This is a genomic window from Synechococcus sp. BSA11S, assembly GCF_014224355.1.
GTDB lineage: Bacteria > Cyanobacteriota > Cyanobacteriia > PCC-6307 > Cyanobiaceae > Regnicoccus_A.
Genome location: NZ_VNWP01000002.1, coordinates 69,921 through 95,788, shown reverse-complemented (window position 1 = coordinate 95,788; position 25,868 = coordinate 69,921). Strand labels below are relative to the sequence as shown.

Here is a 25,868-nt window from a genome sequence, read left to right as displayed (position 1 = left end):
AGTCCTGAGTTGGACCGAATTCAGGTCCAAACTCCGCTCACAGATGAGACACCAGGGACCAACAACACGCGAGCCTCAAAGGCCGTGTTTTCAGCTTCCGCCCAGGACCCGATTCATGACCCCTGCAACCAGAAATGATGGCGTACCTGTGTCTGCAGCAGGTACGCAGGAAAGAAAACACCTGCCACCACAGGCTTCTTGCGCTGCTTTGCGCCCCTGGAATGCCTGTCCAGGCCCGACTGGACACAGCCGTTCCCATGACCGCTGAGAACAGGACCGAAGGCGCGGAGCCAGCTCCAAATCCAGCGAGACACACCATCAGTCGCATTCGGGTCTCGCAGCCGGACCAGACAAGAGTCTTGGATGAGAAGAGCGGACCAGGAGCACGAGTGGGTTCAGGCCGGTCGGCGGTAGAGCTCCTTGAGCAACTGATACGCCTCGTTGAGGCGGCGCATCGCATCGGCACTCCCACCGGAATCCGGGTGGTGACTCATGGCCTGCTCGCGGTAAGCCTCGCGGATCTGGTTGAGGCTGAGCTTGTGCCCAGGCGCCGTGGGCAAGGCCAGCACCTTCAGGGCTCCCTGCAAGGTCATCGTGTGCTCCAGGGTCTGGAAGGAGGTTCCCCGTCGTCGCCTGCGGAAGCGATGCACAAACCGGCGGATCAAGGTGGGCACCCGCAGCGTCAGGGTGTCAGTGCTGAAGGGGTCCTCGAGCAAGCCTGCCGCCACGATCACCCGGTTGAAACTGGGCGGCCCCGCTGGCCAGCCGCTGACGAACCCGGTGACCCACTGTTCGATCAGGGCCCAGGTGAAGGGCCGTCCTTCCGCCTGATCCGACTGGACCCAGATGTCCCGGGCCAGCCAGACCATGGCGGCTTCCAGCACGGCCTCGTTGGCCACCGTGCCGTAGAGGCTGAGCCAGTGCTCCTCGGCGGCCAGCAGTGCCTGATCCAGTTCTGATGTCTTGACGGCAGGAAGCGGTTCCCCCTGGGCCGCCGGCCTGGGATGCAGGCTGCGGCGCAGGCGCGCCGATGACTGCCTGACGAAGCCCGGCAGATCGATTCCGGCTGGGCCCTGAGCTTCGCGCAGCTCCTGGATCTCTGGGTTCCGAGGGCGTCTGGGAGGGATCTGCAGGGAGGAAGGCCCCAGGGGGTCGCTCGCTCGTGCGGCAGAGGAGGCCTCACCTGCCTCAGCAGGCCCATCGGGTTCCTCCAGCTCACCCAGCCCATCCAGTCCCAGCTGACCCTGATCAGGGGAGATCAGTCGGTTCTCCTGACCTGTGACCAGGACGAGGGCCCGGCAGGAATCCAGCTCCTCCTCAGCACCGGTCTCCTCCCCATCCTGGTCACCGTCCTGGCCATCGGTACCAGGGAACAGATCATCCAGCAGACGCTCCAGCAGGGCTCCGCGGCTGCGGTGGCCGAGCTGCTTGCACAACTCATCGATCTGCTCCACCTGGGCGACGGGGAGGATCAGTTGAATGCGCTGGCGATCCGCTTTCGTGTCGTCGGGTGCCACGGCAACCTGATCAGGACGGGCTAGCGGCCCATCAACTGCCTGAGGAAGCGTTGCTGAGCCTGGGCGGCCTCGCGGTAGCGATCCCGCAGCTGCTGAGTCTCCTGGGGGGAGGCCGAAGGAGTTGTGCCCACGGGCACTTCCGCCAGGGAGGGAGAGGCCGGGGGGGTCTGATTCAAGAACTTCAGCGGTGGCAGGGGCGGCAACCAGGCCGGGATGATCGGCGGCCGGGGCAAGGGTGGCGGAGTGGGCCGTGGGGCAGCGCCGGCGGGTTTGACGGGGCGCCTGACGGGCCTAGCAGGGGCCGCAGGAGTCGGCGCGGTGGCCTGGGCTGGTGGGGTCGGGGTCACCACGGCGGGCAGTGTCGTCGCTGGCTTGGTCTTGCGCTTGGCTGCGGCCGCTTCAGCGGCAGCCCGGGCGACGGCCACCTGCCGCTCCCGCTCGCGCAGCTGCGCGAGCTGATAGGCCGGCACAACGCTGAGCAGATGTCCAGGGGTGGCATCGGCCGGGTACACCATGCTCACCTTGACCCTGTTGTTCACCCCTGGTCGCAGGTTCAGCTGCCTGAGGGAGAGACTTTCGCCAGAACGCATGCCCACGTGCACTTCGCCGTAGCCCTCGTCGGTCTCGATCCCGATCGATCCCCGAAAGGCGGTGAACTGAGCGCCATCGGCGGTGGGATGGCTGAAGACCAGCTCGTAAGGGCCAGCGCCCTTCAGATTCAGCTCGACATCGAAGCGGACGCCATAGGTCCCGACATTGTCGAGAGAGGAATCGATCATGCGGCTGGCCAGGGCATTGACCTGAACATCACCGGTGCCGAAATGGTGCCGGTTGGTGCTGGTGAAGGGAACGTGCAAGGGGGACTGGTTGAGGTCATGGCTGAGGCTCGCTTGAAAGGCATCGCCGAGAGCCACCCCACCGACCCGTGAGAACACCTGTCGGTTCCGGATCTTGGGAAGCATGCTCAGGTAGGTGCGCCCGGGTGCCAGCACCCCCTGATCGAGCACCGCGAAGAGATCGGCATCGCTGCGGGGATCCTCGGCAGCCACGACGGCCATCTGGAAAGGCCCGTCACTGCGGCCGCTCAGAAGTCCGTTGGCGATTCCCCTGGCTGGGAGCTGAGTGTGGAAGAGGACGGCCCGGCTGTTCGCGGGAATGGTGAAGCGCTCAGGCAGTTTCGGATCGAGCTGGTTGCGCAGCATGATCACGGCAGTGGCGTCACCGGGACCGGTGTTCCAGGGCCTTGGGCCCAGCGGCTTGACCCCCATCAGGTGGTTGGCCAGATAAGGCGCCTGGAAGCTGTTGCGCACCGCACCGCGATCGAATTCCAGGGTGACCGGCTGGGGGCCTGGGTTGATCACGATCGTGGCCAGGGTGAGCTGCCCGCGCACCAGGCCATAGCCCAGACGGGTGGCGTCCTCCGGGTAATACTTGTGGTGCATGTGCAGGCCAAAGTCACCGTTGAAGGTGAAGGTGGCATTGCGCAGGCTCTGGCGGTTTTCCCTGGCGATGGCTGATCCAGGAGCCGTGTTCACCAGAATCCCCGGGCCGAACACTTCCTCGGGCTGGTTGGAGTGCAACACCGGCACAGCGTTGAAGCGTCCCCGCAGAGGCCGTGCCGCCTGACCGGCCATCAGGGGCACAGCGGCGGCCTGGGCAGCTGGCGCCACCAGAACAGCACCGGAGAGACCGGGAAGAATGGCGACGGCGGCGAGACCAATGGGACCTGGATTTCTCACGCTGATTCTCGGCTGGGACGGGATAGCTGGTTGGCGCGGATCGCTCCTCGTGGCGGCGGGTCCGGACCCTTGGCCATCGTGAAGTCTCGCTGACCCTGCGATGCAGCCCCCGGCGGGGAGGTGACATCACATCAGGGGTGGACCGCTCGCTAGAACCGACCCTACCCGCGACATTTTCTCATGTTTCCGCCGTTGCCCTGCTTCGGGGCTTCCTGCTGCGACCCCGCCACCAGCCGTCGTCAGCATCAGGAGCGCAAGCTGCGCATGCTCACGTACTGGCGAGACGGAATCGAGCGGCAACTGGCGGCGGTGAGTGCCGCGATCAGCACGCTGGAGAAGCAGATGGACCGCGATGGGGCCCCGGAGCAGGGCTGAAGCCCAGCCCCTCCCTTTCCAGCTGCTGACGCAGGGTGTCGAGCGCGCGGGCCAGCAGACGGTGAACGGTCATCGGGCTGACCTGCATCAGGCGGGCCGTGCACCTGAGGCTCTGACCGGCCAGCACCACCTCCCTCACAACGGTGCGCTGGCGCTGATCGAGCTGAGCCAGCATTCCAAGAATCCGCTCAGCCATCTCGGCGGCATCAGGATCGTGCTCCGCTTCGGTTTCGGGGGCGGCAAGCTGCACCTCCTCCGCGTCCAGGCTCACCAGCCGTCCCAGTTGGCGCAGTTGCTCAAAGCGGCGCCACTGGGGTTCGCTCAACCCCAGCAGCTGGCGCAGACCGGAGTGTTCCATCGACTCCAGGGGGCTGGCGGGGCTGCCGGCGGGGCTTTGCTCCAGTCGGCGCAGGCGGTCTTCCAGCTCCTTCTGCCGACGCGGAAGCCGGATCACCGGGGCCTGGTCGCGGAGGTAGTGGAGGATCGCTCCGCGGATGTGATGGCGAGCGAAGGCCTCAAACGGGGTGCCCTGATCGCTCCTGAACAGTTCAGCCGCCCGCAGCAAGCCCAGCAGACCCACCTGGGTGAGATCGTCGCGCCCCTCCCTGCAGAGGGTGCTGTAGTGATGGGCGATCGGGCGCACCAGCTCCAGGTGCCGGGCCACCCGATCGTTGCGTTGGCGTAGACGCCGGTTCAGGGCAGAGCGGCGTGTGCGGGGTTGAAGCAGGGAAGAGCTGGTCATCGGACGCGTGATGGTGGATGTATCTGGAGCGATAGAGGGAGCCGCAACGCCAGGTCGCCGCTCCTTTTCCAGATACGGACCGACAACCGGATTCCAGCAACCGTGGAATCACTGAATCCTCCGCAAGACTCCCGTCAGCGCTCAGCCCTCAGATGGGAGGCGTCAGGACCTCAGTCCCTGCCGCCACAGCCCGCAACAGGGACCAGGGGCCCTCGCGCTGCAACCAGGCCAGGTCCGAGCGCTCGCTCAGCAGCAGATATCCCGCAAACCCCAGACCATTGACGCTGAACCCGGCCACGTGTTCCCGCTGCCGACGCACCGTGAGGAACCAGTGGTCACTGAAGATCAGGTTGTAGGGATGGAGGGGCCTGATGTCGCTGACGGGGTCGCCGAGACCGAGCTCCAGGGCATGGGCCTGGTACGTGGACGCCAGGTCCTCGGCGCACTCCCCTGGCCGCCGGGGGCTGAGCCGGTAGGCCCAGGGCCAGGATTCCCCATCTCCGGCCGACTGAGCCCTCAGCAGCCCGTCCAGCGGACAGACGATCTGGTCGCTGTGGCGAGGAAGCAGCTGCAGGTGACGGTGGGGCTGACTGGCGCCGGCCTCGGCGCAGCTGTTGAAGAACCACAACCCGCCCGTGTCGGCATCCACCCTGGCCACGGCCGCCCAGTCGCCGCTCTCCAGCCAGCTGGACTGGGGCGCATAGTCCTGGGTGATCAGAAGCACATGGCCCGCCTGGACCGGATACTTGTTGAGCAGGAGCAGATGGCTGTCCCCCAGCAGGCGCACCTGGAGCTGGGGGTCCCAGGGGTGGAAGGGGTTGGGCTTCGGTCCCGAGGCCCTCAGGTGCTTCGGGGTGGCCGAGAGCAGCCGGCGAAGGTGAAACGGCTCCCAGCCCTGGGGGGGAATCCACTCCGTTTCCAGGGGAACGAGACTGCCGCCCTCGAGGGCCCCACGGCTGCGCTCCAGCGCCTCGCTCCAGATCCGCTCAGCCCGCTCCACCGATCTGCAACCGCGCCAGGGAGGCTCCCGGGTAGTAGTGGCCGAGGATCTGGTTATAGGGCTGGCCCTGACGGGCCAGTTGCTGGGCACCCTCCTGGCTCATGCTCGCTCCCAGATGGCCATGGGCTTCCACGGTGATCTGGGAATTGGCGGCATAGAGGCTCTCCACAATGCCCCCCTGGTAACTGAGGATGAGGCCGTTGGTGCGCTGGGTGGCTTCGCGCGTCCGCGCGCTGACCGATTCCAGCCCCCGGTAAGCCTGCCAGCGGGTCGTGTCCCCCAGGTGCCAGTAGCGGTTGGCGGGCCGTGCCAGATGGGCCAGGGCATAGGAGCGGGCCGCCACCGCCTGGGCCTTGAGGGCTTCCATGGACCAGGAACTGGGCATCTCGGCCCCCACCACCGAGGCGATGTAGCGCTCCAGGGGCAGGTGGTTGATCGGGGTGATGCCGCCGCCCTCACGCAGCAGGCGCAGCCGTCCCTCGTAGGGGAGCCCATTCACCAGCAGGGCGTGGCCGCCAGCGCTCTCCAGCCAGAGATCCGCACTGCTCTGAGCGCTCCAGTTGACCGGTTCCCCCCCGCTGCCTCGAAGCAGGACCCGACCCTCACCATCCAGCAGGCGCCAGGGGCCCCCGGCCGAGAGCGTGGGCCGACCGGCCTGGCGCAGGAGGGCCACCCGCGCTTCCAGGGGCACGGGACGACCAGCGGCCGGCTCCGCAAGCGCCAGCTCCCCGCGGGGAGAGGGTCCCGATGGAGGCGGGGCAGTGCTCACGTCGGCACGACGCGCCTGAATCTCCTCCAGCTGCCGGGCCTCGGCCTGACGGTCGGGGTCGTCGGCAGCGGTGGCCGGCAGCAAGGCCTCCATCACCTTGGCATCGAGGCTCGAGCGGGGCTCGGTGAAGGATTGCTGGGCCAGGAAGCCAAGGCCCAGGGCCACCACACTCAGGGGGGCGGTGACCAGAACGCGGTTCAGGCTGGTCCGGGGAGGCAGCAGCTCCAGTCCACGGGTTCGGCAGCGTCGACACCAGCGCTCAAGCGGCCATCCCACAGCAGTTGCCCCGAACCCGACAGGCGGATCATGCCTGAAGACAGCCGATCGCACACCATTCCGCCACCCCGGGGAGAGGGTTGCCAGCCCACGACCCGCTCGCGGCCCAGCAGATCACACCACCAGGGGGCCACCAGGGCGTGGGCCGAGCCGGTGACAGGGTCCTCATTGATGCCGAGGCCCGGTGCCAGGAAACGCAGCTGATAGTCGGCCTTGAGCCCCTGCAGGGCAGGGGCATCAGCGCTGTCCCCCAACGCCTGCATCAGAACCAGACCCTGGCGCAGCTCACCGGACAACTGCCCCGCGAGGGCGTCCCCGTCAAGGGACGGCAGGTCGAAGTCCGGCGGCAGCAGGGCCACCCGGTAGCCCAGGGCCGAGCGCCAGCTGCGCAGCGGCTTCATGCCAAGCAGAGGGCCCAGCTCGACGGACAAGGGTGACGGCTCCAGACCCGCGGAGGGGAGCACCAGCTGGGCGCAGCCCGCGGCGGCCGGGCTGAGGCTCACCAGCAGCGGCCCCGAGCGGCTGTGCAACCGAGTGGTGCCGCCGGGCTGCAGGAGGCCCCAATGGCCCAGGGCCAGGGCAGAGGCCAGGGTGGCATGGCCGCAGAGCGGCACTTCACAGCTCGGGGTGAACCAGCGAAGGGCCCACTCTCCTGCGGCTTCAGCCTCAGGCAGAAGGCCCTCGAGAGGCAAAAGAAAAGCCGTCTCCGACTGCCGCAGCTGGGCAGCCACCGCCTGCATCCAGCCGCTCGACGCTGGCCGCGCCAGGGCCACCACAGCGGCTCCATTGCCCTGAAGCGGCCTCTCGGCGAAGGCCGTGATCAGGACGGCAGGCAGACCACCGTCGTTCATCGCTCCTCGGGCTTGAGATCCCGGTCCATCAGGGCGCGGACGGCCTCCTGGGGGGTGAAGCGGCCCTCGATCAGGCCAACCACCTGGGCGCAGATCGGCAAAAGGGCCTCGCCTCCATCGGCCATGGCGAGAGCCGCCACGGCCGTTGATGGACCCTCCACCGTGGCGCCGATGGCCTGGATCGCCTGCTCGGCGGTGAGTCCTTCGGCGAGGTGCACACCGAAGCGATGGTTGCGGCTGAGGCGACTGTTGGCCGTGGCCAGCAGATCCCCCAGTCCGGCCAGGCCGTAGAGGGTGTCGGACTCACCACCCAGCTGCTGGCTGAGGCGGCCCATCTCCGCCAGCCCGCGGGTGAGCAGAGCGGCCTTGGCGTTGGCACCCAGGCCCAGGCCGTCGCAGACTCCCGCGGCCACGGCCATCACATTCTTGAGGGCACCGGAGAGTTCGGTGCCGATCGGATCGGTATTGGTGTAGAGGCGCAGCTGCTGGCTGCTGAGTTCCAGCTGCAGGGCCTGGGCCAGATCGGAGTGGGACGAGGCCAGCACACTGGCCGCAGGCAGACCGCCATCCAGCTCTCCGGCCAGGTTCGGCCCACTCAGCACCAGGCTGCGGATGTTGGGGATCGAGCGCTGCCAGAGCTGTGAGGCGGTGAGCCTGAGACGATGGTTCAGGCCCTTGGTGCAGCTGATCAGGGGCAGCCCCGATGGCCACTGAGAGGAGAGCCGCTGGGAAAGCTCCGGTACGCCGGCCATGGCGACGGCGCACAGCATCAGATCCTGATCCGCCAGCAGGTCGGCAGGATCACCCCCGTCGCGGCGTGACCAGCCGCTGAGCTGGTGGCCAGCCTGCCGGAACACCTGGTGAAGGGCGCGGCCCCAAGCCCCCTGCCCGAAGATGCCGATGCGCAAAGCCATCGGCCCATCATGGGCCACCCTCCCTGTTGGTCCCGCCGATGTCCATGCCCCCCGAAGGAGCACCGGCTCCTGAAGCCGGCCTCGATCTGGCCCACTGGCAGGGGGATGCCCTGGTGGTGGGCTGCGGAGGCATCGGCATGGCGTTGCTCCAGGCTCTGTCCCAACGGGCCCCAGGGCTGAGGCTCTGGGGCACGAGCCGGCGGGAATGCTCCCCAGGAAGGCTGATGCCACCAGGTCGGGTGCTGCCCCTCGACCTCACAGACGACACCAGCCTCTCGGCCTGCGCGAAGCAACTGCAGGCGGAGGATGTGCGCCTGCGGCTGGTGATCAACACCGCCGGCTTGCTCCATGACGGCGGCCTGCGACCGGAGAAACGGCTGCAACAGCTGGAGCGCGTCTCCCTCGAGCGTCTGTTCAGCGTCAACGCCTACGGCCCGGTGCTGCTGGCACGGGCCCTGGAGCCCCTGCTGCCCCGCCAGGAGCCCGTGCACTTCGCCAGCCTTTCAGCGCGGGTGGGCAGCATCGGCGACAACCGGCTGGGGGGCTGGTACGGCTACCGGGCCGCCAAGGCGGCCCAGAACCAGCTGCTGCGCTGCCTGGCCCTGGAATGGGAACGACGGCTGCCCCAGGCCTGCGTCACCTTGCTGCATCCGGGCACCACCGCCACGGCCCTCTCCGCACCTTTCCGCCGCTCGGTGCCGGCGGAGCGACTGTTCAGTCCGGAGCGGGCCGCCAACCACCTGATCGACGTGCTGGCGGCCCAGACGCCCGCCCACTCCGGGCGTTTCCTGGCCTGGGACGGGACGAGCATTCCCTGGTGACCATTCAATACTGAGGGCTCAACCCTCGGGCGCAGGGGCCTCGCCGAAAGACTGGAGCAGCTCCAGAGGGATCAACTCCAGGGTGGACGCTTCGGTGGCCTCCAGCCGCACCGGTGGAGCCACGCCGTCGTCGTGGGCCTCCAGCCAGCGGGCGGCACAGACACACCAGTGGTCTCCGGCCTTGAGGCCGGCAAATCCATAGGCGGGCCTGGGGGTGCTCAGATCATTGCCCTGGGACAGGGAGTAACGCAGAAACAGGTCGGTGACGACGCAGCAGACCGTGTGGCGTCCATGGTCCGAGGGATCAGTGCGGCAGTGGCCATCGCGGAACCAGCCCGTCATCGGCTCACAGCCACAGACGACCAGAGGCTCTCCCAGCACATTCCGCGTTTGAAGACCTGGGGCCGACGACGACTGATCCACGTGAAATCCAGGACATGACAGCTGAGTCTGACCATTCGCAGGCACGAAATCCAGCCGGGAGGTTGACGGATTCGGGGGGGCAGGCGTTAAAGGTCATTGAGCCGTGGTGCTGGAAGGCCTCCTTCTGCCGCCCTTCCGCCTTGCCTTCACACCTTCATGAGCTGGGATTTCGCCGAAGATGCTGCCTTCATGGCCCTGCATGACGCCTTCAGGGAAAGCGGTGAAACCTCCGCGATGGAATTCCTCGCCCATGGCGAAGGCGCCTTTCACTTCCAGGAACTCCTTCAGAATGCAGCCGGTGAAGGATTCGATCTGAGCGACTCCACCGATCTGGAGGCTTTCCAGCAGGAGGTGATCGACAGCCTGGAGTCCCTCTGAGCTCCAGTGCCGGGCCAGGCAGCGCAATGGCGCAGCCTCAGCCGTAGAAGAAGTCGATCTCCTTGGACTTGAGCCCTTCCCAGCCGGCAGCCTTGAGACGAGCGTCAAGGCTGGCCTGATCCAGGTGCTTCGAGCCGGTCTTCACCACCCGGTTGCGCATCGACTTGCGCACGCCGCTGCGGGCCCGCTGCGATTCGAGCAGCATCACCTCGTTGTAGAGGCTGAGCATCTCGGCAGGGATGGGACTCCCATCGAGATCGACGCCCGCGGCAATCGCCGCATCAACACCATCGGGACCGGCAATCGCCATGGAAAGACAGGCAAGGACCCCCTCAGCCTGCCATCGCCTCGGACGAGCGGCCTTCAGCGGCCTCAGGCACTGAAATAGCGGGCGCGGCTGTGCACCGCCACCAGGGCCGTGGTGCTCTGCTCGGGCTCAAGCTGATCGCTTTCGTCCATGCTCAGTCCGATGCTGCCAGCATCGAGCCAGGCCAGCTGCTGCCGGGAATCGGCCACGTTGGGGCAGGCCGGGTAGCCGAAGGAATAGCGGCTGCCGCGGTAGCGCTGGGCCAGCACGTCGCGCAGGGCCGAGGGTTCTTCTTCGGCGAAGCCCAGCTCCCGGCGGATGCGGGCGTGGGTCCACTCCGCCAGCGCCTCGGCCATCTGCACGCCCAGCCCGTGGAAGTAGAGGTAGTCGGTGTAGCGATCGGCGGCGAAGAGCTCACGGGCGAAGGCGCTGGCCTGTTCTCCCATGGTCACCGCCTGCATCGGCAGCACATCACTGGGCCCGCCCTCCCTGAGATCACGGAAGAAATCGGCGATGCAGTAGCGGTTGCCGCCCCGCTGACGGGGCAGTTCGAAGCGGCCGAGCACCCGGGTGGTGTTCACGGGATCAAACACCACCAGCGCATTGCCATCGCGGCCGCAGGGGAAATAGCCATAAGCGACCCGGGGCGTGAGCAGGGCCTCCCGCTGGCAACGCTCGATCCAGCTCTGCAGCACCGGCTCGGCCTTGTCCACCAGCATCGCCTCGTAGGCCTGACGGCTCTGGTCCTGGCTCTTGCGCAGCTGCCACTGGCCGGCGAAGAGGGCGTTGCGATCGAGGTAGGCGAACACCTCATCGAGCGGAATCTCACCCTCATGGATCAGGCGACTGCCCAGAAAGGGAGGTTCCACAGCGGGCTCCTCCGGCACCGCCGCGGAGCGATCGCTGGTGATTTCGGGGGCGCCGGATTTTGCGGGCGTGGGCTGATCGTCCAGACTTACCCCTTCAGCGGCAGTGGCTCTGGGCTCAGCCGCTGGCTCGAGCTCCACCTCAAGGCCCAGACCCGCAGGGGCACCGGCGAGGAATCCGAGCTGGTCATCCCACTGACCGGCCTTGCGGGCATCCGAGAGCGCATCCATGAAGCGCAGATCGGCGAAGGCATCGCGGCCATAGATCACCTGGCCGTTGTAGACGGAGCGGCAATCCTTCTGCACGAAGCGGGGAGTGAGGGCTGCTCCGCCGAGGATCACCGGAGCGGTGATGCCCGCCTCGTTGAAGGCCTGGAGATTGTCTTTCATGAATGCTGTGGATTTCACCAGCAGCCCACTCATGGCGATGCAGTCTGCCTGGTGCAGCCGCTGGGCTTCGATGATAGCCTCCACCCCCTGCTTGATGCCGAGATTGATCACTTCATAACCATTATTCGTCAGGATGATGTCAACCAGATTCTTCCCGATATCGTGCACATCGCCCTTAACGGTGGCGATCAGGAATTTTCCCTTGGCACTGCTCTCTCCCTCCACCTTCTCCATGTGGGGCTCGAGATAGGCCACCGCCGCCTTCATCGTTTCAGCGCTCTGAAGCACGAAGGGGAGTTGCATCTGTCCGGAGCCGAACAGCTCCCCCACCACCTTCATGCCATCGAGCAGAAAGGTGTTGATGATCTGAAGCGGTGGGTGGTTGGCCATGGCCTCCTCAAGGGCAGGCTCCAGTCCGATGCGCTCGCCATCGATGATGTGTTGGCGCAGCCGTTCCTCCACGGGCAGATCGGCCAGGCTGGGCCCCGATGCCCTGGCCTCCTTGGCGCTCACCCCCTCAAACAGTCCAGTGAGAACCGTGAGCGGGTCGTAGGTGCAGATCGCGCCCACCTGCTCCGACTCGAAACGACGGCGGTCGTGGATCAGATCCCGGCAGACCTGCTGATGCTCCCCGCTGATCTTGGCAAGCGGCAGGATCTTGGCAGGGCTGACGATGGCGGCATCCATGCCGGCTTCACAGCAGTCGTGCAGGAAGACGGAATTGAGCACGATCCGTGCGGCGGGGGAGAGCCCGAAGCTCACATTGCTCACCCCCAGAACCACATGAACTCCGGGCAGGCTGGCGCGAATCCTGCGGATGGCTTCGATCGTGGCGACGGCATTGCGGCGGTCTTCCTCGATGCCTGTGGAGATGGGCAGAGCCAGGGGGTCGTAGAAGATCTCATGGGCCGGAATTCCATACTCGAGGGCGTCCCGGTAGGCCCGTTGGGCAATGGCGAATTTCCGCTCAGCTGTGCGGGCCATGCCCTCCTCGTCGATGGTTCCCACCACCACGCCCGCGCCATAGCGGCGAGCCAGATCCAACACCTTGAAGAAGCGCTCATCGCCGTCTTCGTAGTTGGTGGAGTTGAGGATGCACTTGCCTCCAGCCACCTTGAGGCCGGCTTCCATCTTCTGCCACTCCGTTGAATCCAGCATCAACGGAAGATTCACATTGGTGACCAGGCGACTGACCAGGTCGTGCATGTCTTTCTCGCCATCGCGGCCGACATAGTCGACGTTGACATCAAGAACATGGGCATTCTCCTTGATCTGGCCCCGGGCGAGGGCCACCAACCCATCCCAGTCCTCGGCATTGAGCAGATCACGCGCCTTTCGAGAGCCGCTGGCATTGAGCCTCTCGCCGATGATCAGGAAGGAGTTGTCCTGGTGATACGGCGTGATGCCGTAAATCGAGGCCGCCGCCGGTTCGCACTGCAGGGCCGGCCGCTGCCGCCGTTGCTCCGGCAGCCGCACCGGGCGGGGTCTGGGGTGGAGATCCACCGCCAGCTCGGCGAGGGCCGCAATGTGGCTGGGGGTGGTCCCGCAGCAACCACCGATCACCTGGACCCCCAGATCCTCAACGAAATGCAGCAACTGCAGCCGCAGTTCCAGGGGGGTGAGACGGTAATGGGCCACGCCTCCCACGTTCTCCGGAAGTCCGGCGTTGGGAATGCAACTGATCACGAACGGACTGTGCTCGCTCAGGTAGCGGATGTGCGCCTTCATCTGCTCCGGACCGGTGGCGCAGTTGAGCCCGAGCACATCGATCGGGAAGGGCTCCAGGATCGAGACCACCGCGGCGATGTCCGAGCCCACCAGCATCGTGCCGGTGGTTTCCATCGTGACCGAAACCATCAACGGCCTGCGCTCGCCCGCCGCCTCGAAGGCCTCCTCCAGTCCCTGAAGTGCCGCTTTGATCTGCAGAACGTCCTGGCAGGTCTCCACGATGAACAGATCGACATCGCCGGCCAGCAATCCCGCCGCCTGCTCACGGAAGGAGGCCTTCATCGTGTCGAAGTCGATGTGGCCCAGGGTGGGCAACTTCGTGGTGGGGCCCATCGAGCCCGCCACGAAACGGGGCTTGGTGGAGGTGCTGTAGCGGTCGGCCATCTCACGGGCCAGCACAGCGGCCCGCTGGTTGAGGGCGAAGGCCTGATCCTCGAGTCCGTATTCCGCCAGCACAATCGAGGCGGCACCGAAGGTGTCGGTTTCGATCACATCGCAGCCAGCCTCGAGAAACTGACGGTGCACCGCCTGCACGACATCAGGGCGGGTGATCACCAGGTTCTCGTTGCAGCCCTCGAGGGCTGCGCCGCCGAAATCCTCGGCATTCAGGTTCATCTGCTGCAGCGAGGTGCCGGTGGCGCCGTCAAAAACCAGCACAGGACGGCCAGGGCCATGGAGGCGCTCCAGAAACCCGATCCTCTGGGTCCCCGTCATCGCTGCCGCCGCCGTCCCGCCTGCCAGTGCCGTCATCGCGTGATCGTGCCAGCAATCACTCTAGAAATCAGTCGCGCAGGCGGATGCGGGTGACCCAGTGGTCATAGCCGGGGTCGTTGCCCATGGTGATCCGGGTGAGACGCTCCCGCAGCAGCTCCATCACTGGGCGCTCCGTGGGCAGATCGGTGGTCTCCACGCGGCGCACTGGAGTCACCCGGGCCGCGGTGCCGCTGAGGAACACCTCCTCGGCCACGAACAGCTCGGTCTTGTCGACCGCCCGCTCGATCACGGGGATGTCGAGGGAGCGGGCCAGTTCCAGAATGCTGGCGCGGGTGATGCCCTCGAGGATGTCCTGGTCGACCCCGGGGGTGATCAGCACGCCATCGCGCACGATGAACAGGTTCATGCCGCTGGCCTCGCTGACCTTGCCGCGGCTGTTGAGCAGCAGGGCCTCGTCGAAGCCGCTCTTCACCGCCTCGGTCTTGGCCAGGGAGCTGGTGATGTAGGCCCCGCTGATCTTGCCGCGCAGGGGCAGGGAGCGGTCTTCCTGGCGGGTCCAGCTGCTGACACGGCAGCTGACCCCATCGGGGGAGAGGTAGTCCCCCAGTTCGATGCCGTAGATCAGAAAATCGGTCTCGATGTCGTGCAGGCGCGGCGCGATGCCGAGATCACTGGTGTAAACGAACGGCCTCAGGTAGATCGGTGTGGTGGGTCGGTTGGCCTGAAGGAAGGCTTCGATGGCACTCAGGATCGTGCTCTCGTCCAGTTCCGTCAGCAGCAGGCGGGCGCTCTGGCTCAACCGGCGGGCGTGGCGGTCGGCACGGAAGAGCAGGATTTCAGCCGGATCGGCTGGATTGGGCAACGCCCGCATCCCCCCGAAGGCCCCGGTGCCGTAGTGCAGGGCGTGGGTGGCCACCGAAAGGGTGGCCTCCGCAAACGGAACGCAACCGCCTTGGAACCAGGCATAGGGAAGAAACTTCTGCATGCGGAGACGCTTGGGATGGGGGAGGGGCGGGCGGCACCGCACCGTGGACGGGCCTCGATCTTCTCACCGTCAGGAACGAGGATGGATCGATGCATCGGCTTGCGGCAGTTCCCGGCGCCTTCGGCGAAACGGATGGTCCCCTCTTCGTGGAGCAACCCTCCGCGCCCCTGTTGCTGCTCAGCAGCGCCGACACCGACCTGACCACCCTGGCGGGCCTGCTGGGCGATGAACCGACGCTGCTCAGCCAGGAGGTCCGCGGCCTCAACCTCGCGGCCCTGGATCACCCGGCCGTGATCGACCACTACCTGGCCTCCAGCCTGGAGGCCACCCAGCTGGTGCTGGTCCGCCTGCTGGGGGGACGGGGTCACTGGAGCTATGGCCTCGAGCAACTGCGCCACTGGGCGGACGGCCCTGGCCGCCAGCTGATCGTGGTGGCGGGCACCAGGGAGGAGGAGGGCGACCTGGAAGGCCTGGGCAACGTGACTCCAGCCCTGGCGGTGGCGATCGGCCGCTGCCTGCGGGAAGGGGGTCGCGTGAACCTGCGCCGGGTGCTGCTCTGCCTCGCCGCCCTGCTGGATGGGAAGCGGCCGGAGCCGCCCCTGGTGGTCCCTCTGCCCGATCCCGCCCCCCACGACTGGCGGGCGGATCCCGGACCCCGCATCGGCCTGGTGCTTTACCGCGCCCTGCTGCAGGCGGGCGACACGGCCCTGGCGGAGGCCACCCTGGCCGCCCTGCGCCGACGGGGCCTCTGTCCCAGGGCCCTCTGGGTGAGCGGCCTGCGCGAGGCCGGGGTGCAGCGCGGTGTGGCCGACCTGCTGGGGCGCGAAGGGGTACAGGCTGTGCTCTGCACCACCTCCTTCGCCTCGGTGCAGTTCGAGGAGGCGGGCCTGGGCGCACCGCTCTGGGAGGCCCTGAACGTGCCGGTGCTGCAGTTGCTCTGCAGCAGCTCCAGCCGCGAACGCTGGGAGAGCAGCAGCATCGGCCTGGGACCGCTCGACCTGAGTCTGCAGGTGGCGCTGCCGGAGCTTGATGGTCGCCTCACCACCCGGATCGGGGCGTTCAAGCAGGCGGCGGAGCGGGCCGATGCCCGGCTGACCACTGCCCTGCATCGCTACGTGCCGGATGAGGAGCGCCTCGACTGGATCGCCCATCTGGTGGGGGCCTGGGTGAGCCTGCGGGAAACAGCCCCTGCGCAGCGGCGCCTGTCGCTGGTGCTCGCCAACTACCCCACCCGCAACAGCCGCCTGGCCAACGGCGTCGGCCTGGATACCCCCGCAAGTGCGGCGTCCATGCTGCATTGGCTGGCCGCCGCCGGTTACCACCTGGGGGAGGGGGAGGCAGCCCTGCCGCACGATGGCCAGGAGCTGATCGAGCGGCTGCTGGCGGGCCGCAGCAACGATGCTGAGAGCGGCCACCGGCCACCCCTGGACCACCTCCCCCTGGCCACCTATCACCGCTGGTACGGCGGCCTTCCGCAGGAGGGACGGGAACTGATCGAGCGGCGCTGGGGCCCCGCCGATCAGGACAGTGGACTGGAAACAACCCCGAGCGGAGCCGGTTTTCCGATCCGGGGTCTGCGCTTCGGCCACGTCCATGTGCTGATCCAGCCGGAGCGGGGCTACGACCGCGACCCCAGCCTCAGCTACCACAGCCCGGATCTGCCGCCCACCCACGCCTACCTGGCCCAGTACCTCTGGCTGCGGGAGGTGGAGAGATCCCAGCTGGTGGTGCACGTGGGCAAGCACGGCAACCTGGAGTGGCTGCCCGGCAAGGGACTGGGGCTCTCAGGCCGGTGTTTCCCCGAATGGGCCCTGGGGCCCATGCCCCACCTCTATCCCTTCATCGTCAACGATCCCGGCGAAGGGTCCCAGGCCAAGCGCCGCGCCCAGGCCGTGATCCTCGACCATCTCACCCCACCCCTGGGCCGGGCGGGGCTGCACGGACCGCTCCAGGCCCTGGAGGCCCTGCTCGATGAGTACTGGGAGGCGTGCCAGCTGGGCAGCGAGCGGAGAGATCCCCTGCTCCAGCGGCTGGCCGAGACCCTCGAAACCCTGGAGCTGCCGCTGGAGGCCGGCGATCTGGAGGGCCGCATCGATCGGGCCGATGGCTACCTCTGCGAGCTCAAGGAGGCCCAGATCCGAACCGGCCTGCACACCTTCGGCCGGCTGCCCTCTGAGGAACCGCTGCTGGAGCTGCTGCTGTGCCTGGCGCGGCCGCCCCTGGCCGAAGGGCCCGGGCTGACCCAGGCGCTGGCCCGGGACCTGGGGCTGGCGCTCGACCCCTGGGCGGACCCGGAGGAGGAGCCCCTGGATCCGGTCGATCGGCAGCTGCTGCTCTCAGCCGTTGCAGCACCGGAGCCTGCCGACGGGGCCTGTCGCCGGATCGGTGATGGGGTGGCCCTGCTGGAGGACTGGGCCCTGCAACTGCTGCGGCCTCTGCTGGTGGAGCCCCTGGCGGCTCTCCCCCCCTGCGGCGCCATCACCCGCTCTGTGCTGGAGCGGGTCCGTGGCGATCTGCTCCCTCGACTGCTGCGCTGCGGCGAGGCCGAACAGCAGGCCTTTCTGGCGGGGGTGGCGGGGGAGCGGATCGCCGCCGGGCCTTCCGGAGCTCCCACCCGCGGCCGACCCGACCTGCTGCCCACCGGCCGCAACTTCTACAGCGTCGATCTGCGCGGACTGCCCAGCGAAGCGGCCTGGGACCTGGGCCGGCGCAGCGCCGAACTGCTGCTGGAGCTGCATCTGCAGGAGGAGGGCGACGACCTGCGCCACCTGGCACTCTCGGTCTGGGGCACCGCCACCATGCGCAACGGCGGGGAAGACATTGCCCAGACCCTGGCGCTGATGGGTGTGAGGCCCGTCTGGGATGGACCCACCCGGCGGATGGTGGACCTGGAGATCATCCCGCTCTCCCTGCTGGGGCGCCCCCGGGTGGATGTGACCCTGCGCATCTCGGGGCTGTTCCGGGATGCCTTCCCCCAGCTGGTGGGCTGGGTCAACCGGGCCACCGCCCTGGTGGGGGGCCTGCAGGAACCGGAGCCGGACAATCCCCTGGCGGCAGCTCTGCGCCGCGAGGGCCACTGCGCGAGGGTCTACGGATCAGCCCCCGGGGCCTACGGCGCTGGACTGCAGGGGCTGATCGACAGTGGCCAGTGGGAGGAGCGCAGCGATCTGGGCGAGGCGTATCTCAACTGGAGCGGCTGGCGCTACGAGGGCAGCGGCGAGGCGATTGCCGACCGCGGCGGGCTGGAGCAACGGCTGCGCCAGGTGCAGGTGGTGCTGCACAACCAGGACAACCGGGAGCATGATCTGCTGGATTCCGACGACTACTACCAGTTCCAGGGTGGGCTGAGCGCGGCCACCGAGCGGGTGCGGGGGTCAGCTCCGGCCCTGTGGTTCGGCGATCACTCCCGACACCAGCGACCGCGTGTTCATCGGCTGGAGCGAGAACTCGACAAGGTGCTGCGCTCGAGGGTGCTCAATCCCCGCTGGATCGAGGGGATGCGCGCCCATGGCTACAAGGGGGGCTTCGAGCTGGCCGCCAGTCTCGATTACCTCTTCGCCTACGACGCCAGCACCGGTCGGGTGCCTGACTGGAGCTACGCCGCCATCTGCGACACCTGGCTGGGGGATGAGGAGATGCTGGCCTTCCTGCGCCAGGCCAACCCCTGGGCCCTGCGCGACATGGCCGAGCGACTGCTGGAAGCCCACAACCGCCAGCTGTGGGAAGGGGCAGGCCCGGAACAACTGGAGCGGCTGAGGCAGCTGGTGCTCAGCAGTGAGAGCCTGGTGGAGGGTTGAGGCTGCAGATCAGGAATTGATCTCCTTGGCCATGTCCTTGAACGGGTCGATGGCACCGGGCTTGGCCTGCTGGCGGCTGATGGCCGGCTGGCCTTCGCTTGAACTGCCGTCGGGCTTGCGAGCGGCGGGCGCTGTACCACCAGCGGCGTTCACACCACCCACGGCGGCACCACGCAGCCGATTGCTCAGCTCGGCCGAGCTCATCTTCTCGACAAAGGTCTTCTTGACCGGCTTGGGCACTCCGCCACTGGGGCTGGTGGTGGCAGTGCTGACCTCGGTGCCGGGGAGGCCGGTGCTGGCTTTCTCGAGCCGTGCGGCCATCGAATCCACTTCCTGGATCATTTCCTTGCCGCCGGGGTTGTCGGCGTTGCCGGGGAAGGTGTGGCGGATCTTGTTCGAACGGCGCATGAACTTGACATCGCCCAGGCTGCTGGAGGCGTCTGGATCGAGGTAGAAGCTCTCTTCCTGCTTCGCCTTGGCCGGTTTCTCCCTGGCGCCCTTGGACGAAAAGGCTCCTTCGGAGCGGTTGCCGAGCAGACGATCAAGCAGACCCATGGTCAGGGAACGGAAACCTATGGATGAGCCTAGCGGCCACCGAGCCCCAGCCCATGGGTATCGGTACCGCAACTTGTCAGCAATCCCAGCCGACTCAGCTGGGCCGCGATCGCATCGCACACCAGAGGAGACGGGCGCCAGCGCTGCCCTTGTTCGTAGTCGTAGAAGGCCTCGGCGCCATCGAAGCCCAGCTCGGCCGCCGCGGCGATCAGGAGGTGATAGGGCAGCCGATAGCGGGCTGGGTGGGCCAGCAGGGCCAGTCCGCCGGCGGCATGGATCGCCCGGCGCACGGCCCCGGCCCGCAGCGCCTTGCCCACCACGGCGCTGCCCTCGAGGTAGGGCCCAAGGGCGGGGTGATCCGGGTCGAAGCCAAGGCCGAGCACATGAACCAGGCAGCCTTCCAGCAGGCAGCTGATCTCCACCCCGCTCCAGAGGGTGGGAACCCCCAGGCCCCGCTCCCGGTGCAGCGCCAATCGTCGGCGAAGCGGTGCAAGGGCCGCGACGCTGTGGTGATCGGTCACCGCGAAGTGCTCAAGACCCAGATCCACCGCCTGGTCAGCCAGCCCCTCCGGCTGGAGGCTGCCGTCGCTGCAGATGGTGTGGCAGTGAAAATTGAGCCGCCCGGGGCAACAGGAGGCACCCACCCCCCGGAGCACGGGCACCAGAGGATGCTCAGGCGCCACCGGCGAGGGCCTCCTGCTCCAGGCGCAGCCGCCGCCAGCGGGCATAGAACTGGATCGAGCCGGCCATCGCCACCACCAGGGCCACCAGGAACCAGGTGGCCGCTCCGGTGGGGAACTGCCCCTTGAACACCACCAGCATCACCACCAGCACCAGCATCAGGGTGGGCAGCTCGTTGAGGGCCCGCAGCTGCCGGCCGCTCCAGCGGCAGGTGCCCTGGCTCAGCTGACCCATCAGGCGATAGCAGAACCAGTGATAGACGAGCAGGGCCACCACCACGGCCAGCTTGGCGTGCATCCAGCCCTGCTGCAGCCAGGCTGGCTGGGCGATCAGCAAGCCCGCTGCCATGACCACGGCCACCACCATCCCCGGGGTGGTGATGATGCCGGCCAGCCGGCGCTCCATCAGGGCGTACTGCGCCTGGAAGGCGCTGCGCACAGGGTCCTCCAGCCCCTCGGCCTCCACGTGATAGATGAACAGCCGCACGAGGTAGAAGAGCCCGGCGAACCACACCACGACCCCCACGATGTGCAGGGTCTTGAACCAGAGATAGGCCTCCGGGGGCAGGGCCGGGAGCGTCATCAGGGCAGGAAAGGGCAGTGCCTCAAGTTAGGGGAATCCGCCACCGGGCTTGGCGGGCTCTCGATCGGAGCATGCCGCGACGGCGATGGCTGAGAACAGGCTGGGTCAGCCCCGGCCGACGAGCCCCTTGAGCGGCTGGCTCGAGGATTCGCCGCCGGAATCCTGCTCGTGGTCCCCGGGATGGAAGTAGCTCCACACCTGCTGGGCCAGGGCCGGACCCACCCCTGGGGCCTTGGCGATCTGCTCGGGGCTCGCCAGCTGGATGGCATCGATCGAGCGGAAATGGGCCAGCAGGTCCTTGACCCGCTTGGGACCCAGCCCCGGAATCTCCGAGAGCCGCGAGCGCTTCATCCGCTCCCCCCGCTGCTGGCGGTGGAAGCTGACCGCGAAGCGGTGGGCCTCGTCGCGCAGCCGCCGCAGCAGCAGCAGCCCCAGCTGGTCGGGCTCGCTCTCCAATGGCTGGCTGGCACCGGGCAGAAACACCTCCTCCCGCTGCTTGGCCAGGGAGCAGACCACCAGCTCCTCGTGCAGATCCAGCTCGCGCAGGGCCTCCATCACCGCCGAAAGCTGGCCCTTGCCGCCATCGATCATGACCAGATCAGGCCAGTCGCCCAGACCGCCGGTATGCAGGGCGGTGTCGGTGCTGCGGCGCAGCTGCCCCAGGTCGGCCCCCTCGGCCTTGGCCTCCGACCAGCGGCGAAAGCGGCGGCGCATGATCTCCGCCATCGCCATGAAGTCGTCGCTGTGGCCGGCGCTGATGCTGCTGCTCTGGATCCGGTACTTGCGGTAGTGCTGCTTGGCCGGCAGCCCGTCGACGAACACCACCTGGGAGGCCACCGCATCACTGCCCTGGATGTGGCTGATGTCGTAGCCCTCGATGCGGCGGGGCGGCTGGGGCAACTCCAGCAGCTGGGCCAGATCTTCATTGGCCAGCTGATGCTGCTCGGCGCTGCGCTGGGCCCGGCTGAGCTCGAAGGCCGCGTTGCGCTCCACCAGTTCGATCAGCTCGGCCTTCGCCTGGCGCTGCGGGTGCAACACCCGCACCTTCCGGCCCCGACGTTCGCTCAACCACTCCTGGACAAGCTCCTGATTGGGCAGGGTGACCTGCACCAGCACCTCGGGGGGAATCTCCACCGGCTCCACCTGGGCGTAGTGCTCCTCGAGCACCCGCTGCAGGATCGCCCCGGGGCTGGCGATCGAGGCCTCCGCCGTGTAGCCCAGCCGTCCCACCAGCCGACCGGCCCGCATCTGAAAGAGCTGCACCGCCGCCAGCCGGTGATCGGCCGCCAGGGCCAGCACATCCCGTGACACCGAGGCGTCGGGAAGGGTCATCTTCTGCTCGGCCGTGAGCTGCTCGAGGCCCTGCAGCTGATCGCGCACCCGGGCGGCCTGCTCATAATCCTGACGCTCGGCGTAGCGCTCCATCTGGCCGCGCAGCAGCTCCAGCAGCTCATCGCTGCGACCCTGGAACACCATCGCCACCTTGCGCAGCGTCTGCTGATAGGCCTCGGGGCTGATCTTCTCCTGGCACACCCCCGGGCAGCGGCCGATGTCGAAGTTGAGGCAGGTGCGATCGCGGTAGAGGGGCTGGGGCCTCTGGCGCAGGGGAAACACCCGTTTGACCAGAAAGAAGGTGCGCCGCAGCAGGCCCACGTCCACATAGGGTCCGTAGAAACGGTCGAGCGGGCTGCGCAGGCGCCGCCGCCGGGTGATGAAGATGCGCGGGTAGGGCTCGCTCCAGGTGATGCAGAGGTAGGGGTATTTCTTGTCGTCCTTGAGCAGTACGTTGAAGTGCGGCTGGTGGGCCTTGATCAGGTTGGACTCGAGCGCCAGCGCCTCGGCTTCACTGTCGGTGACGATGAATTCGATCTCGCAGACCTGACGCACCATCAGATGGATGCGGGGGCTCAGATCATGCGAATCGCGGAAGTAACTGCGCACACGGCTGCGCAGGCTCTTCGATTTACCGATGTAGAGAATGCGGTCATCGACGTCGCGCATCAGGTAACAACCCGGTTCGGCGGGCAGCTCCCTGAGGCGCTGGCTGAGGCGATCGGGATCGGTCAGCAGGGGCTGGGCGATGCGGCCCATGGCGGCTGACTCCGGGGCCCGGCTCAGCCTCCGTACTGCCAGCCGGTGGGACCGAGCTCGAGGGCGGCTCCGTCGCGCTGCAGCACGGCACTTTTCACTTCCGCCACGAACACGGTGTGATCGCCATGGGCCACCTCACCCACCAGCTCACATTCGACGGCGCCGAGAGCAGCCTCCAGGATCGGCAGACCGAGGGGACCCAGGGTGTAGGGAGCGGCGTCGAAGCGGCCACCGACTCCGTTCTGGGGCTTGAAGAAGACCGCCGCCAGGTCCTTCTGGTCGGCCGCGAGCACGTTGAGTGAAAAGCGCCGGGTGCGCTGGATGATGCCGTTGCTGGTGGAATCGGCCCGCACGGCCACCACCACCAGGGGTGGTTCGAAGGAGCCCTGGGTGACCCAGCTGGCGGTGAAGCCGTTGACGGTGTCGCCCTCTGCCACGCCGCAGATGAACAGCCCGTGGGGGATCTTGCGCAGCAGTGTTTTCTTGGCGGCGGCATCGAGGCCGCCACTGGCGGGGCTGGTGGGAGCGTCGGTGGCCATCTGCCCTGTCGCGGTCGATACCCTGACTTTAGGCAGTGCCATCGCCTGCAGCGGCATCGTCCATAGGATCCGCGCCAACGCTTCCCTGCAGGGGGCCCCATGACCGACCTCCCATGAAGGCCCTGTATCCCGGAAGTTTCGATCCCCTCACCCTGGGCCATCTGGACCTGATCGAGCGGGCCGAGCGGCTGTTCGGAGAGTTGGTGGTGGCGGTGCTGCAGAACCCGAGCAAGCAGGCCAGCTTCCCCCTCGAGCAGCGGCTCAGCCAGATCCGCCAGGCCACGGCCCACCTGGAGACAGTCGAGGTGAGCTGCTTCGACGGCCTCACCGTCGACTTCGCCAGACGCTGCGACTCCACCGTGATCCTGCGCGGGCTGCGGGCCATGAGCGATTTCGAGTTCGAGCTTCAGATCGCCCACACCAACCGCAGCCTGGCCGCGGAGGTGGAAACCCTGTTCCTCGCCACGGCCGCACACCACAGCTTTCTCAGCAGCAGCGTGGTCAAGGAAGTGGCCCGCTTCGGTGGGGATGTGCGCCACATGGTCCCGCCAGGAGTGGCGGATGACCTCGCCAGGCTCTTTAATCGGTAATCCTCTGCCCCGTTGAGATGGCCGACACTCGGATCAGCGTGCTGGATCAGATCGACCAGCTCGAAGAAATCGTGTTGGAGGGCAGCCGCATTCCCTTCAGCGGGGGCCGCCTTGTCAATGAGCAGGACGCGATCGAGCTGATGGACGCGGTCCGTGAGGCCATGCCGTCGCAGCTGGATCAGGCCGAGGAGTTGCTGCGCCAGCGGGAGAGTTTCATTGCCCAGGCCCGCCAGCAGGCTGAGGAGATCATCGGCCGGGCCCGCCAGGAGCGGGAGCAGCTGATCAATTCCGCCGCCGTTCGCCAGGAGGCCGAGCGTCAGGTCACCGAGCTGCGCGAGCAGGCCCGGCAGCAGTGCGAGCAACTCCTGCTCTCGGCCCGGCAGCAGGTGGCCCAGACCGAACAGGAGCATCAGACCCGGCTCGCCCAGACCGAGCAGCAGTTCAGCAGCCGCCGCCAGCAGCTGGAGCAGGAGGCCATGCAGCGGCGACAGCAGCTCGACCAGGACTTCTCCGAGATGAAGCGCCAGCTGAGCGAGCAGCACGAACGCTCCCGCCAGCAGAGCCTGCAGGAGCTGGAGAAGATCCGTCAGGAAGGGCTTCGCATCCAGCGCGAAAGCCAGTCGGAAGCCGAGCGCCTCCACAACGACGCGCTGCAGTTCCGCCAGCAGACCCAGCAACAGTGCGAGGCCCTGATCAGCCGCACCCGCCAGGAGGCCACCACGGTGCAGGACGGCGCCAACCGCTATGCCGAGCAGGTGCTCACCGAACTGGAGGGGCGACTGGGAGAACTGAGCAAGGTGGTTCTGGCCGGACGCCGCGAACTGGTTCGTATCCAGAGCACCGAGGTGTCGGCGTCGGCCGAGAGGAGCCCCGCGGCACAACCGCCCGCCGGTGAGCAGGCGGCCGTGCCGATCAGCCGCGCCCGGCGAGCCGCCTCACGGCTCAGGCAGGTGGCTGGCAGAGGTTGATGTTCTGCACCTGACGCAGCACCCTCCCGATGGTGGTGTTCGGAGTCCGAGCACCATTCGAGATCAGGCTCACGTAACGGGGTCCATCACTCGTGCTGAGCACGCCACTGATCGAGCGCACCCCGGTGAGGGTGCCCGTCTTGCCGCGAAAGCGGCCCGCCAGGCTGGTGCCCTTGTAGAGATTGCGCAGGGTGCCCCGCTGACCGGCCACCGCCATGGAGGCCATGTAGTACCCGGCATAGGGGTGCTGCCCCATGGTCAGAAGCAGGGAGGTCACGAAGCGGCTGGTGAGCCGATTGGCCCGGTCGAGGCCGCTGCCATCGGCCACCCGGATGCCCTGCAGAGACAGGCCCTGCTCGGCCAGCCACTGCATCTGGGCCTGGCGGCTGACGGCAAGATTCCAGCTGCCGCTGGCCTGACGCATCAGCACTTCGGCGGTGAAGTTGTGGCTTTCGGTGTTGGCCAGGCTGAGCAGGTTGTGCATCGGAGCTGAGGGCTCCTCATGGATCAGCACGGCATCGCTGGAGAGGGGTGCGTCGGGGGACACCACCGTCATCTGAATGGCCTTCCCCCCCTGGCGCACCAGTTCCCGGTTGAGCAGAGTGCGCAGCCGGGAGGTGGGGTTGGCCACCGCCATGTTGATGGCATTGCTGGTGAGGGCCAGGCGGGTGATCGGAGCGCCGTAGGCATAGGCGCGATCACCGGGATGCCAGCCCTGGGGCCACCAGGCCTGGGGTGGCATCTCGGCCAGTTGGAGCCGCACCGCGCTGGGGGGGGCTCCATCGGCACCCCCGGAGCCGAGAGCCAGCTTGGCGAAGCGCTGCAACTGGGGCAGGGCAAGGTCGGGATCGCCTTCTCCGGTGAGCCGCAGGGTCCCATCGGAGAGGCGCCAGAGGCGGGTGGTGAGGCGATAGTCAGGGCCGAGACGATCCAGAGCGAAGGCCGTGCTCAGCAGCTTCTGGTTGGAGGCGGGCACCCTCGGTTGCAGGCCGTTCACATCGGCCAGCAGCCGGCCGCTGCCATCGGCCACCGACACACTCCAGACCCTGGCTTCACCCCCCAGGCTGGCCTGGACCCGTTGCTGCAGGGCCGGGCAGCTCACCTGGCTCTGGAGCCGTGGCAGTCCGGCCGCTGCCGGGGAACCGGGAAGCCGGGCCAGGGGGTCGGCAGCCAGCACGGGCAGTCCTGGCGCCAGGGCCAGGCCGAAGGCAAGGGCCCTGACCAGACGCCGAGGGGCGCGACGGGTCTGGGGTTGGGAGATCATCACCAT

The 25,868-nt window shown here is 67.5% G+C and carries 23 protein-coding genes; 6 read left to right on the top strand and 17 right to left on the bottom strand.

Annotation, left to right across the window (positions count from 1 at the left end; all coding sequences use genetic code 11):
- Positions 1 to 395 precede the first annotated feature (395 nt).
- Positions 396 to 1,517, bottom strand: a complete 1,122-nt coding sequence (locus FPZ61_RS02335; RefSeq protein WP_185464562.1) for a J domain-containing protein — start codon at positions 1,515 to 1,517, stop codon at positions 396 to 398.
- A gap of 20 nt (positions 1,518 to 1,537) precedes the next feature.
- A complete protein-coding gene (locus FPZ61_RS02330; protein ID WP_185464700.1) occupies positions 1,538 to 3,151 on the bottom strand; it encodes a DUF3370 family protein in 1,614 nt (537 codons plus the stop codon).
- A gap of 285 nt (positions 3,152 to 3,436) precedes the next feature.
- On the opposite strand from FPZ61_RS02330, the gene FPZ61_RS02325 reads away from it, so the two are divergent.
- Entirely contained in the window at positions 3,437 to 3,631 is a 195-nt protein-coding gene (locus tag FPZ61_RS02325; protein ID WP_185464563.1) for a sigma factor SigF, read from the top strand.
- Here FPZ61_RS02325 and FPZ61_RS02320 read toward each other — a convergent pair.
- The 5 genes from FPZ61_RS02320 to FPZ61_RS02300 form a co-directional block, all read right to left on the bottom strand.
- Positions 3,579 to 4,373, bottom strand: a complete 795-nt coding sequence (locus FPZ61_RS02320; protein ID WP_185464564.1) for a sigma-70 family RNA polymerase sigma factor — start codon at positions 4,371 to 4,373, stop codon at positions 3,579 to 3,581. The genes FPZ61_RS02325 and FPZ61_RS02320 overlap by 53 nt on opposite strands.
- Positions 4,374 to 4,521: 148 nt before the next feature.
- A complete protein-coding gene (locus tag FPZ61_RS02315; protein WP_185464565.1) occupies positions 4,522 to 5,373 on the bottom strand; it encodes an ATP adenylyltransferase in 852 nt (283 codons plus the stop codon).
- A complete protein-coding gene (locus tag FPZ61_RS02310; protein WP_370594259.1) occupies positions 5,360 to 6,418 on the bottom strand; it encodes a SpoIID/LytB domain-containing protein in 1,059 nt (352 codons plus the stop codon). The genes FPZ61_RS02315 and FPZ61_RS02310 overlap by 14 nt, the downstream gene beginning before the upstream one ends.
- Positions 6,340 to 7,269 (bottom strand): PhzF family phenazine biosynthesis protein, encoded by a 930-nt coding sequence (locus tag FPZ61_RS02305; RefSeq protein WP_185464566.1) that lies wholly within the window; start codon positions 7,267 to 7,269, stop codon positions 6,340 to 6,342. The genes FPZ61_RS02310 and FPZ61_RS02305 overlap by 79 nt, the downstream gene beginning before the upstream one ends.
- A complete protein-coding gene (locus FPZ61_RS02300) occupies positions 7,266 to 8,183 on the bottom strand; it encodes an NAD(P)H-dependent glycerol-3-phosphate dehydrogenase (protein ID WP_185464567.1) in 918 nt (305 codons plus the stop codon). The genes FPZ61_RS02305 and FPZ61_RS02300 overlap by 4 nt, the downstream gene beginning before the upstream one ends.
- Before the next feature lie 38 nt (positions 8,184 to 8,221).
- Between FPZ61_RS02300 and FPZ61_RS02295 the strand changes: the two genes are divergently transcribed.
- On the top strand, positions 8,222 to 9,004 hold the full coding sequence (locus FPZ61_RS02295; protein WP_370593332.1) for an SDR family oxidoreductase: 783 nt from the start codon (positions 8,222 to 8,224) through the stop codon (positions 9,002 to 9,004).
- Between the two features lie 18 nt (positions 9,005 to 9,022).
- On the opposite strand, the gene FPZ61_RS02290 is transcribed toward FPZ61_RS02295, so the two are convergent.
- Entirely contained in the window at positions 9,023 to 9,385 is a 363-nt protein-coding gene (locus FPZ61_RS02290) for a DUF2237 domain-containing protein (protein WP_185464703.1), read from the bottom strand.
- A gap of 198 nt (positions 9,386 to 9,583) precedes the next feature.
- Between FPZ61_RS02290 and FPZ61_RS02285 the strand changes: the two genes are divergently transcribed.
- Positions 9,584 to 9,805 (top strand): hypothetical protein, encoded by a 222-nt coding sequence (locus FPZ61_RS02285; protein ID WP_185464568.1) that lies wholly within the window; start codon positions 9,584 to 9,586, stop codon positions 9,803 to 9,805.
- A 37-nt stretch (positions 9,806 to 9,842) separates the two neighbouring features.
- Here FPZ61_RS02285 and FPZ61_RS02280 read toward each other — a convergent pair whose 3' ends face one another.
- The 3 genes from FPZ61_RS02280 to FPZ61_RS02270 form a co-directional block, all read right to left on the bottom strand.
- On the bottom strand, positions 9,843 to 10,115 hold the full coding sequence (locus FPZ61_RS02280) for a DUF4090 family protein (RefSeq protein WP_185464569.1): 273 nt from the start codon (positions 10,113 to 10,115) through the stop codon (positions 9,843 to 9,845).
- A gap of 62 nt (positions 10,116 to 10,177) precedes the next feature.
- Complete coding sequence (metH, locus tag FPZ61_RS02275) at positions 10,178 to 13,810, bottom strand: methionine synthase (RefSeq protein ID WP_185464704.1); 3,633 nt, start codon at positions 13,808 to 13,810, stop codon at positions 10,178 to 10,180.
- 67 nt (positions 13,811 to 13,877) lie between these two features.
- Positions 13,878 to 14,795 carry a branched-chain amino acid transaminase gene (locus tag FPZ61_RS02270; RefSeq protein ID WP_185464570.1) on the bottom strand — a complete coding sequence of 306 codons (918 nt, stop codon included), beginning with the start codon at positions 14,793 to 14,795 and terminating at the stop codon, positions 13,878 to 13,880.
- 89 nt (positions 14,796 to 14,884) lie between these two features.
- On the opposite strand from FPZ61_RS02270, the gene cobN reads away from it, so the two are divergent.
- Positions 14,885 to 18,592, top strand: coding sequence for a cobaltochelatase subunit CobN (gene cobN / locus FPZ61_RS02265; protein ID WP_185464571.1), 3,708 nt, complete (start codon positions 14,885 to 14,887; stop codon positions 18,590 to 18,592).
- 9 nt (positions 18,593 to 18,601) lie between these two features.
- Here cobN and FPZ61_RS02260 read toward each other — a convergent pair whose 3' ends face one another.
- The 5 genes from FPZ61_RS02260 to FPZ61_RS02240 all read right to left on the bottom strand — a co-directional run bounded on the left by FPZ61_RS02260 (position 18,602) and on the right by FPZ61_RS02240 (position 23,040).
- Positions 18,602 to 19,147: a hypothetical protein gene (locus tag FPZ61_RS02260; RefSeq protein ID WP_185464572.1), complete on the bottom strand. Its 546-nt coding sequence runs from the start codon at positions 19,145 to 19,147 to the stop codon at positions 18,602 to 18,604.
- Between the two features lie 29 nt (positions 19,148 to 19,176).
- Positions 19,177 to 19,875: a PHP domain-containing protein gene (locus tag FPZ61_RS02255; protein ID WP_185464573.1), complete on the bottom strand. Its 699-nt coding sequence runs from the start codon at positions 19,873 to 19,875 to the stop codon at positions 19,177 to 19,179.
- Complete coding sequence (gene hemJ / locus FPZ61_RS02250) at positions 19,820 to 20,410, bottom strand: protoporphyrinogen oxidase HemJ (protein ID WP_185464574.1); 591 nt, start codon at positions 20,408 to 20,410, stop codon at positions 19,820 to 19,822. The genes FPZ61_RS02255 and hemJ overlap by 56 nt, the downstream gene beginning before the upstream one ends.
- A 105-nt stretch (positions 20,411 to 20,515) precedes the next feature.
- Complete coding sequence (uvrC, locus tag FPZ61_RS02245) at positions 20,516 to 22,501, bottom strand: excinuclease ABC subunit UvrC (protein ID WP_185464575.1); 1,986 nt, start codon at positions 22,499 to 22,501, stop codon at positions 20,516 to 20,518.
- Between the two features lie 23 nt (positions 22,502 to 22,524).
- The gene (locus FPZ61_RS02240) at positions 22,525 to 23,040 is read right to left on the bottom strand and encodes a flavin reductase family protein (RefSeq protein ID WP_185464576.1); all 516 of its coding nucleotides are present in this window, start codon (positions 23,038 to 23,040) and stop codon (positions 22,525 to 22,527) included.
- Between the two features lie 113 nt (positions 23,041 to 23,153).
- Here FPZ61_RS02240 and coaD point away from each other — a divergent pair, with 113 nt between their 5' ends.
- Entirely contained in the window at positions 23,154 to 23,630 is a 477-nt protein-coding gene (coaD, locus tag FPZ61_RS02235; protein WP_185464577.1) for a pantetheine-phosphate adenylyltransferase, read from the top strand.
- Between the two features lie 17 nt (positions 23,631 to 23,647).
- The gene (locus tag FPZ61_RS02230) at positions 23,648 to 24,598 is read left to right on the top strand and encodes a hypothetical protein (protein WP_185464578.1); all 951 of its coding nucleotides are present in this window, start codon (positions 23,648 to 23,650) and stop codon (positions 24,596 to 24,598) included.
- Here the strand turns inward: FPZ61_RS02230 and dacB are convergent.
- Positions 24,573 to 25,868: a D-alanyl-D-alanine carboxypeptidase/D-alanyl-D-alanine-endopeptidase gene (dacB, locus tag FPZ61_RS02225; RefSeq protein WP_185464705.1), complete on the bottom strand. Its 1,296-nt coding sequence runs from the start codon at positions 25,866 to 25,868 to the stop codon at positions 24,573 to 24,575. The genes FPZ61_RS02230 and dacB overlap by 26 nt on opposite strands.

Excerpts from the sequence above, each read along its gene's own strand:
- FPZ61_RS02320 (WP_185464564.1), bottom strand. The coding sequence starts at position 4,373 with ATGACCAGCTCTTCCCTGCTTCAACCCCGCACACGCCGCTCTGCCCTG.
- FPZ61_RS02325 (WP_185464563.1), top strand. The coding sequence starts at position 3,437 with ATGTTTCCGCCGTTGCCCTGCTTCGGGGCTTCCTGCTGCGACCCCGCC.
- uvrC (WP_185464575.1), bottom strand. The coding sequence starts at position 22,501 with ATGGGCCGCATCGCCCAGCCCCTGCTGACCGATCCCGATCGCCTCAGC.
- coaD (WP_185464577.1), top strand. The coding sequence starts at position 23,154 with ATGAAGGCCCTGTATCCCGGAAGTTTCGATCCCCTCACCCTGGGCCAT.
- FPZ61_RS02285 (WP_185464568.1), top strand. The coding sequence starts at position 9,584 with ATGAGCTGGGATTTCGCCGAAGATGCTGCCTTCATGGCCCTGCATGAC.
- FPZ61_RS02280 (WP_185464569.1), bottom strand. The coding sequence starts at position 10,115 with ATGGCGATTGCCGGTCCCGATGGTGTTGATGCGGCGATTGCCGCGGGC.
- FPZ61_RS02305 (WP_185464566.1), bottom strand. The coding sequence starts at position 7,269 with ATGAACGACGGTGGTCTGCCTGCCGTCCTGATCACGGCCTTCGCCGAG.
- FPZ61_RS02300 (WP_185464567.1), bottom strand. The coding sequence starts at position 8,183 with ATGGCTTTGCGCATCGGCATCTTCGGGCAGGGGGCTTGGGGCCGCGCC.
- metH (WP_185464704.1), bottom strand. The coding sequence starts at position 13,810 with ATGACGGGGACCCAGAGGATCGGGTTTCTGGAGCGCCTCCATGGCCCT.
- FPZ61_RS02270 (WP_185464570.1), bottom strand. The coding sequence starts at position 14,795 with ATGCAGAAGTTTCTTCCCTATGCCTGGTTCCAAGGCGGTTGCGTTCCG.
- dacB (WP_185464705.1), bottom strand. The coding sequence starts at position 25,868 with ATGGTGATGATCTCCCAACCCCAGACCCGTCGCGCCCCTCGGCGTCTG.
- FPZ61_RS02230 (WP_185464578.1), top strand. The coding sequence starts at position 23,648 with ATGGCCGACACTCGGATCAGCGTGCTGGATCAGATCGACCAGCTCGAA.
- FPZ61_RS02295 (WP_370593332.1), top strand. The coding sequence starts at position 8,222 with ATGTCCATGCCCCCCGAAGGAGCACCGGCTCCTGAAGCCGGCCTCGAT.
- FPZ61_RS02240 (WP_185464576.1), bottom strand. The coding sequence starts at position 23,040 with ATGGCCACCGACGCTCCCACCAGCCCCGCCAGTGGCGGCCTCGATGCC.
- FPZ61_RS02255 (WP_185464573.1), bottom strand. The coding sequence starts at position 19,875 with ATGCCCGCTGGCGGCGGCTGCGCCTGGAGCAGGAGGCCCTCGCCGGTG.
- FPZ61_RS02260 (WP_185464572.1), bottom strand. The coding sequence starts at position 19,147 with ATGGGTCTGCTTGATCGTCTGCTCGGCAACCGCTCCGAAGGAGCCTTT.
- cobN (WP_185464571.1), top strand. The coding sequence starts at position 14,885 with ATGCATCGGCTTGCGGCAGTTCCCGGCGCCTTCGGCGAAACGGATGGT.
- hemJ (WP_185464574.1), bottom strand. The coding sequence starts at position 20,410 with ATGACGCTCCCGGCCCTGCCCCCGGAGGCCTATCTCTGGTTCAAGACC.
- FPZ61_RS02330 (WP_185464700.1), bottom strand. The coding sequence starts at position 3,151 with ATGGCCGGTCAGGCGGCACGGCCTCTGCGGGGACGCTTCAACGCTGTG.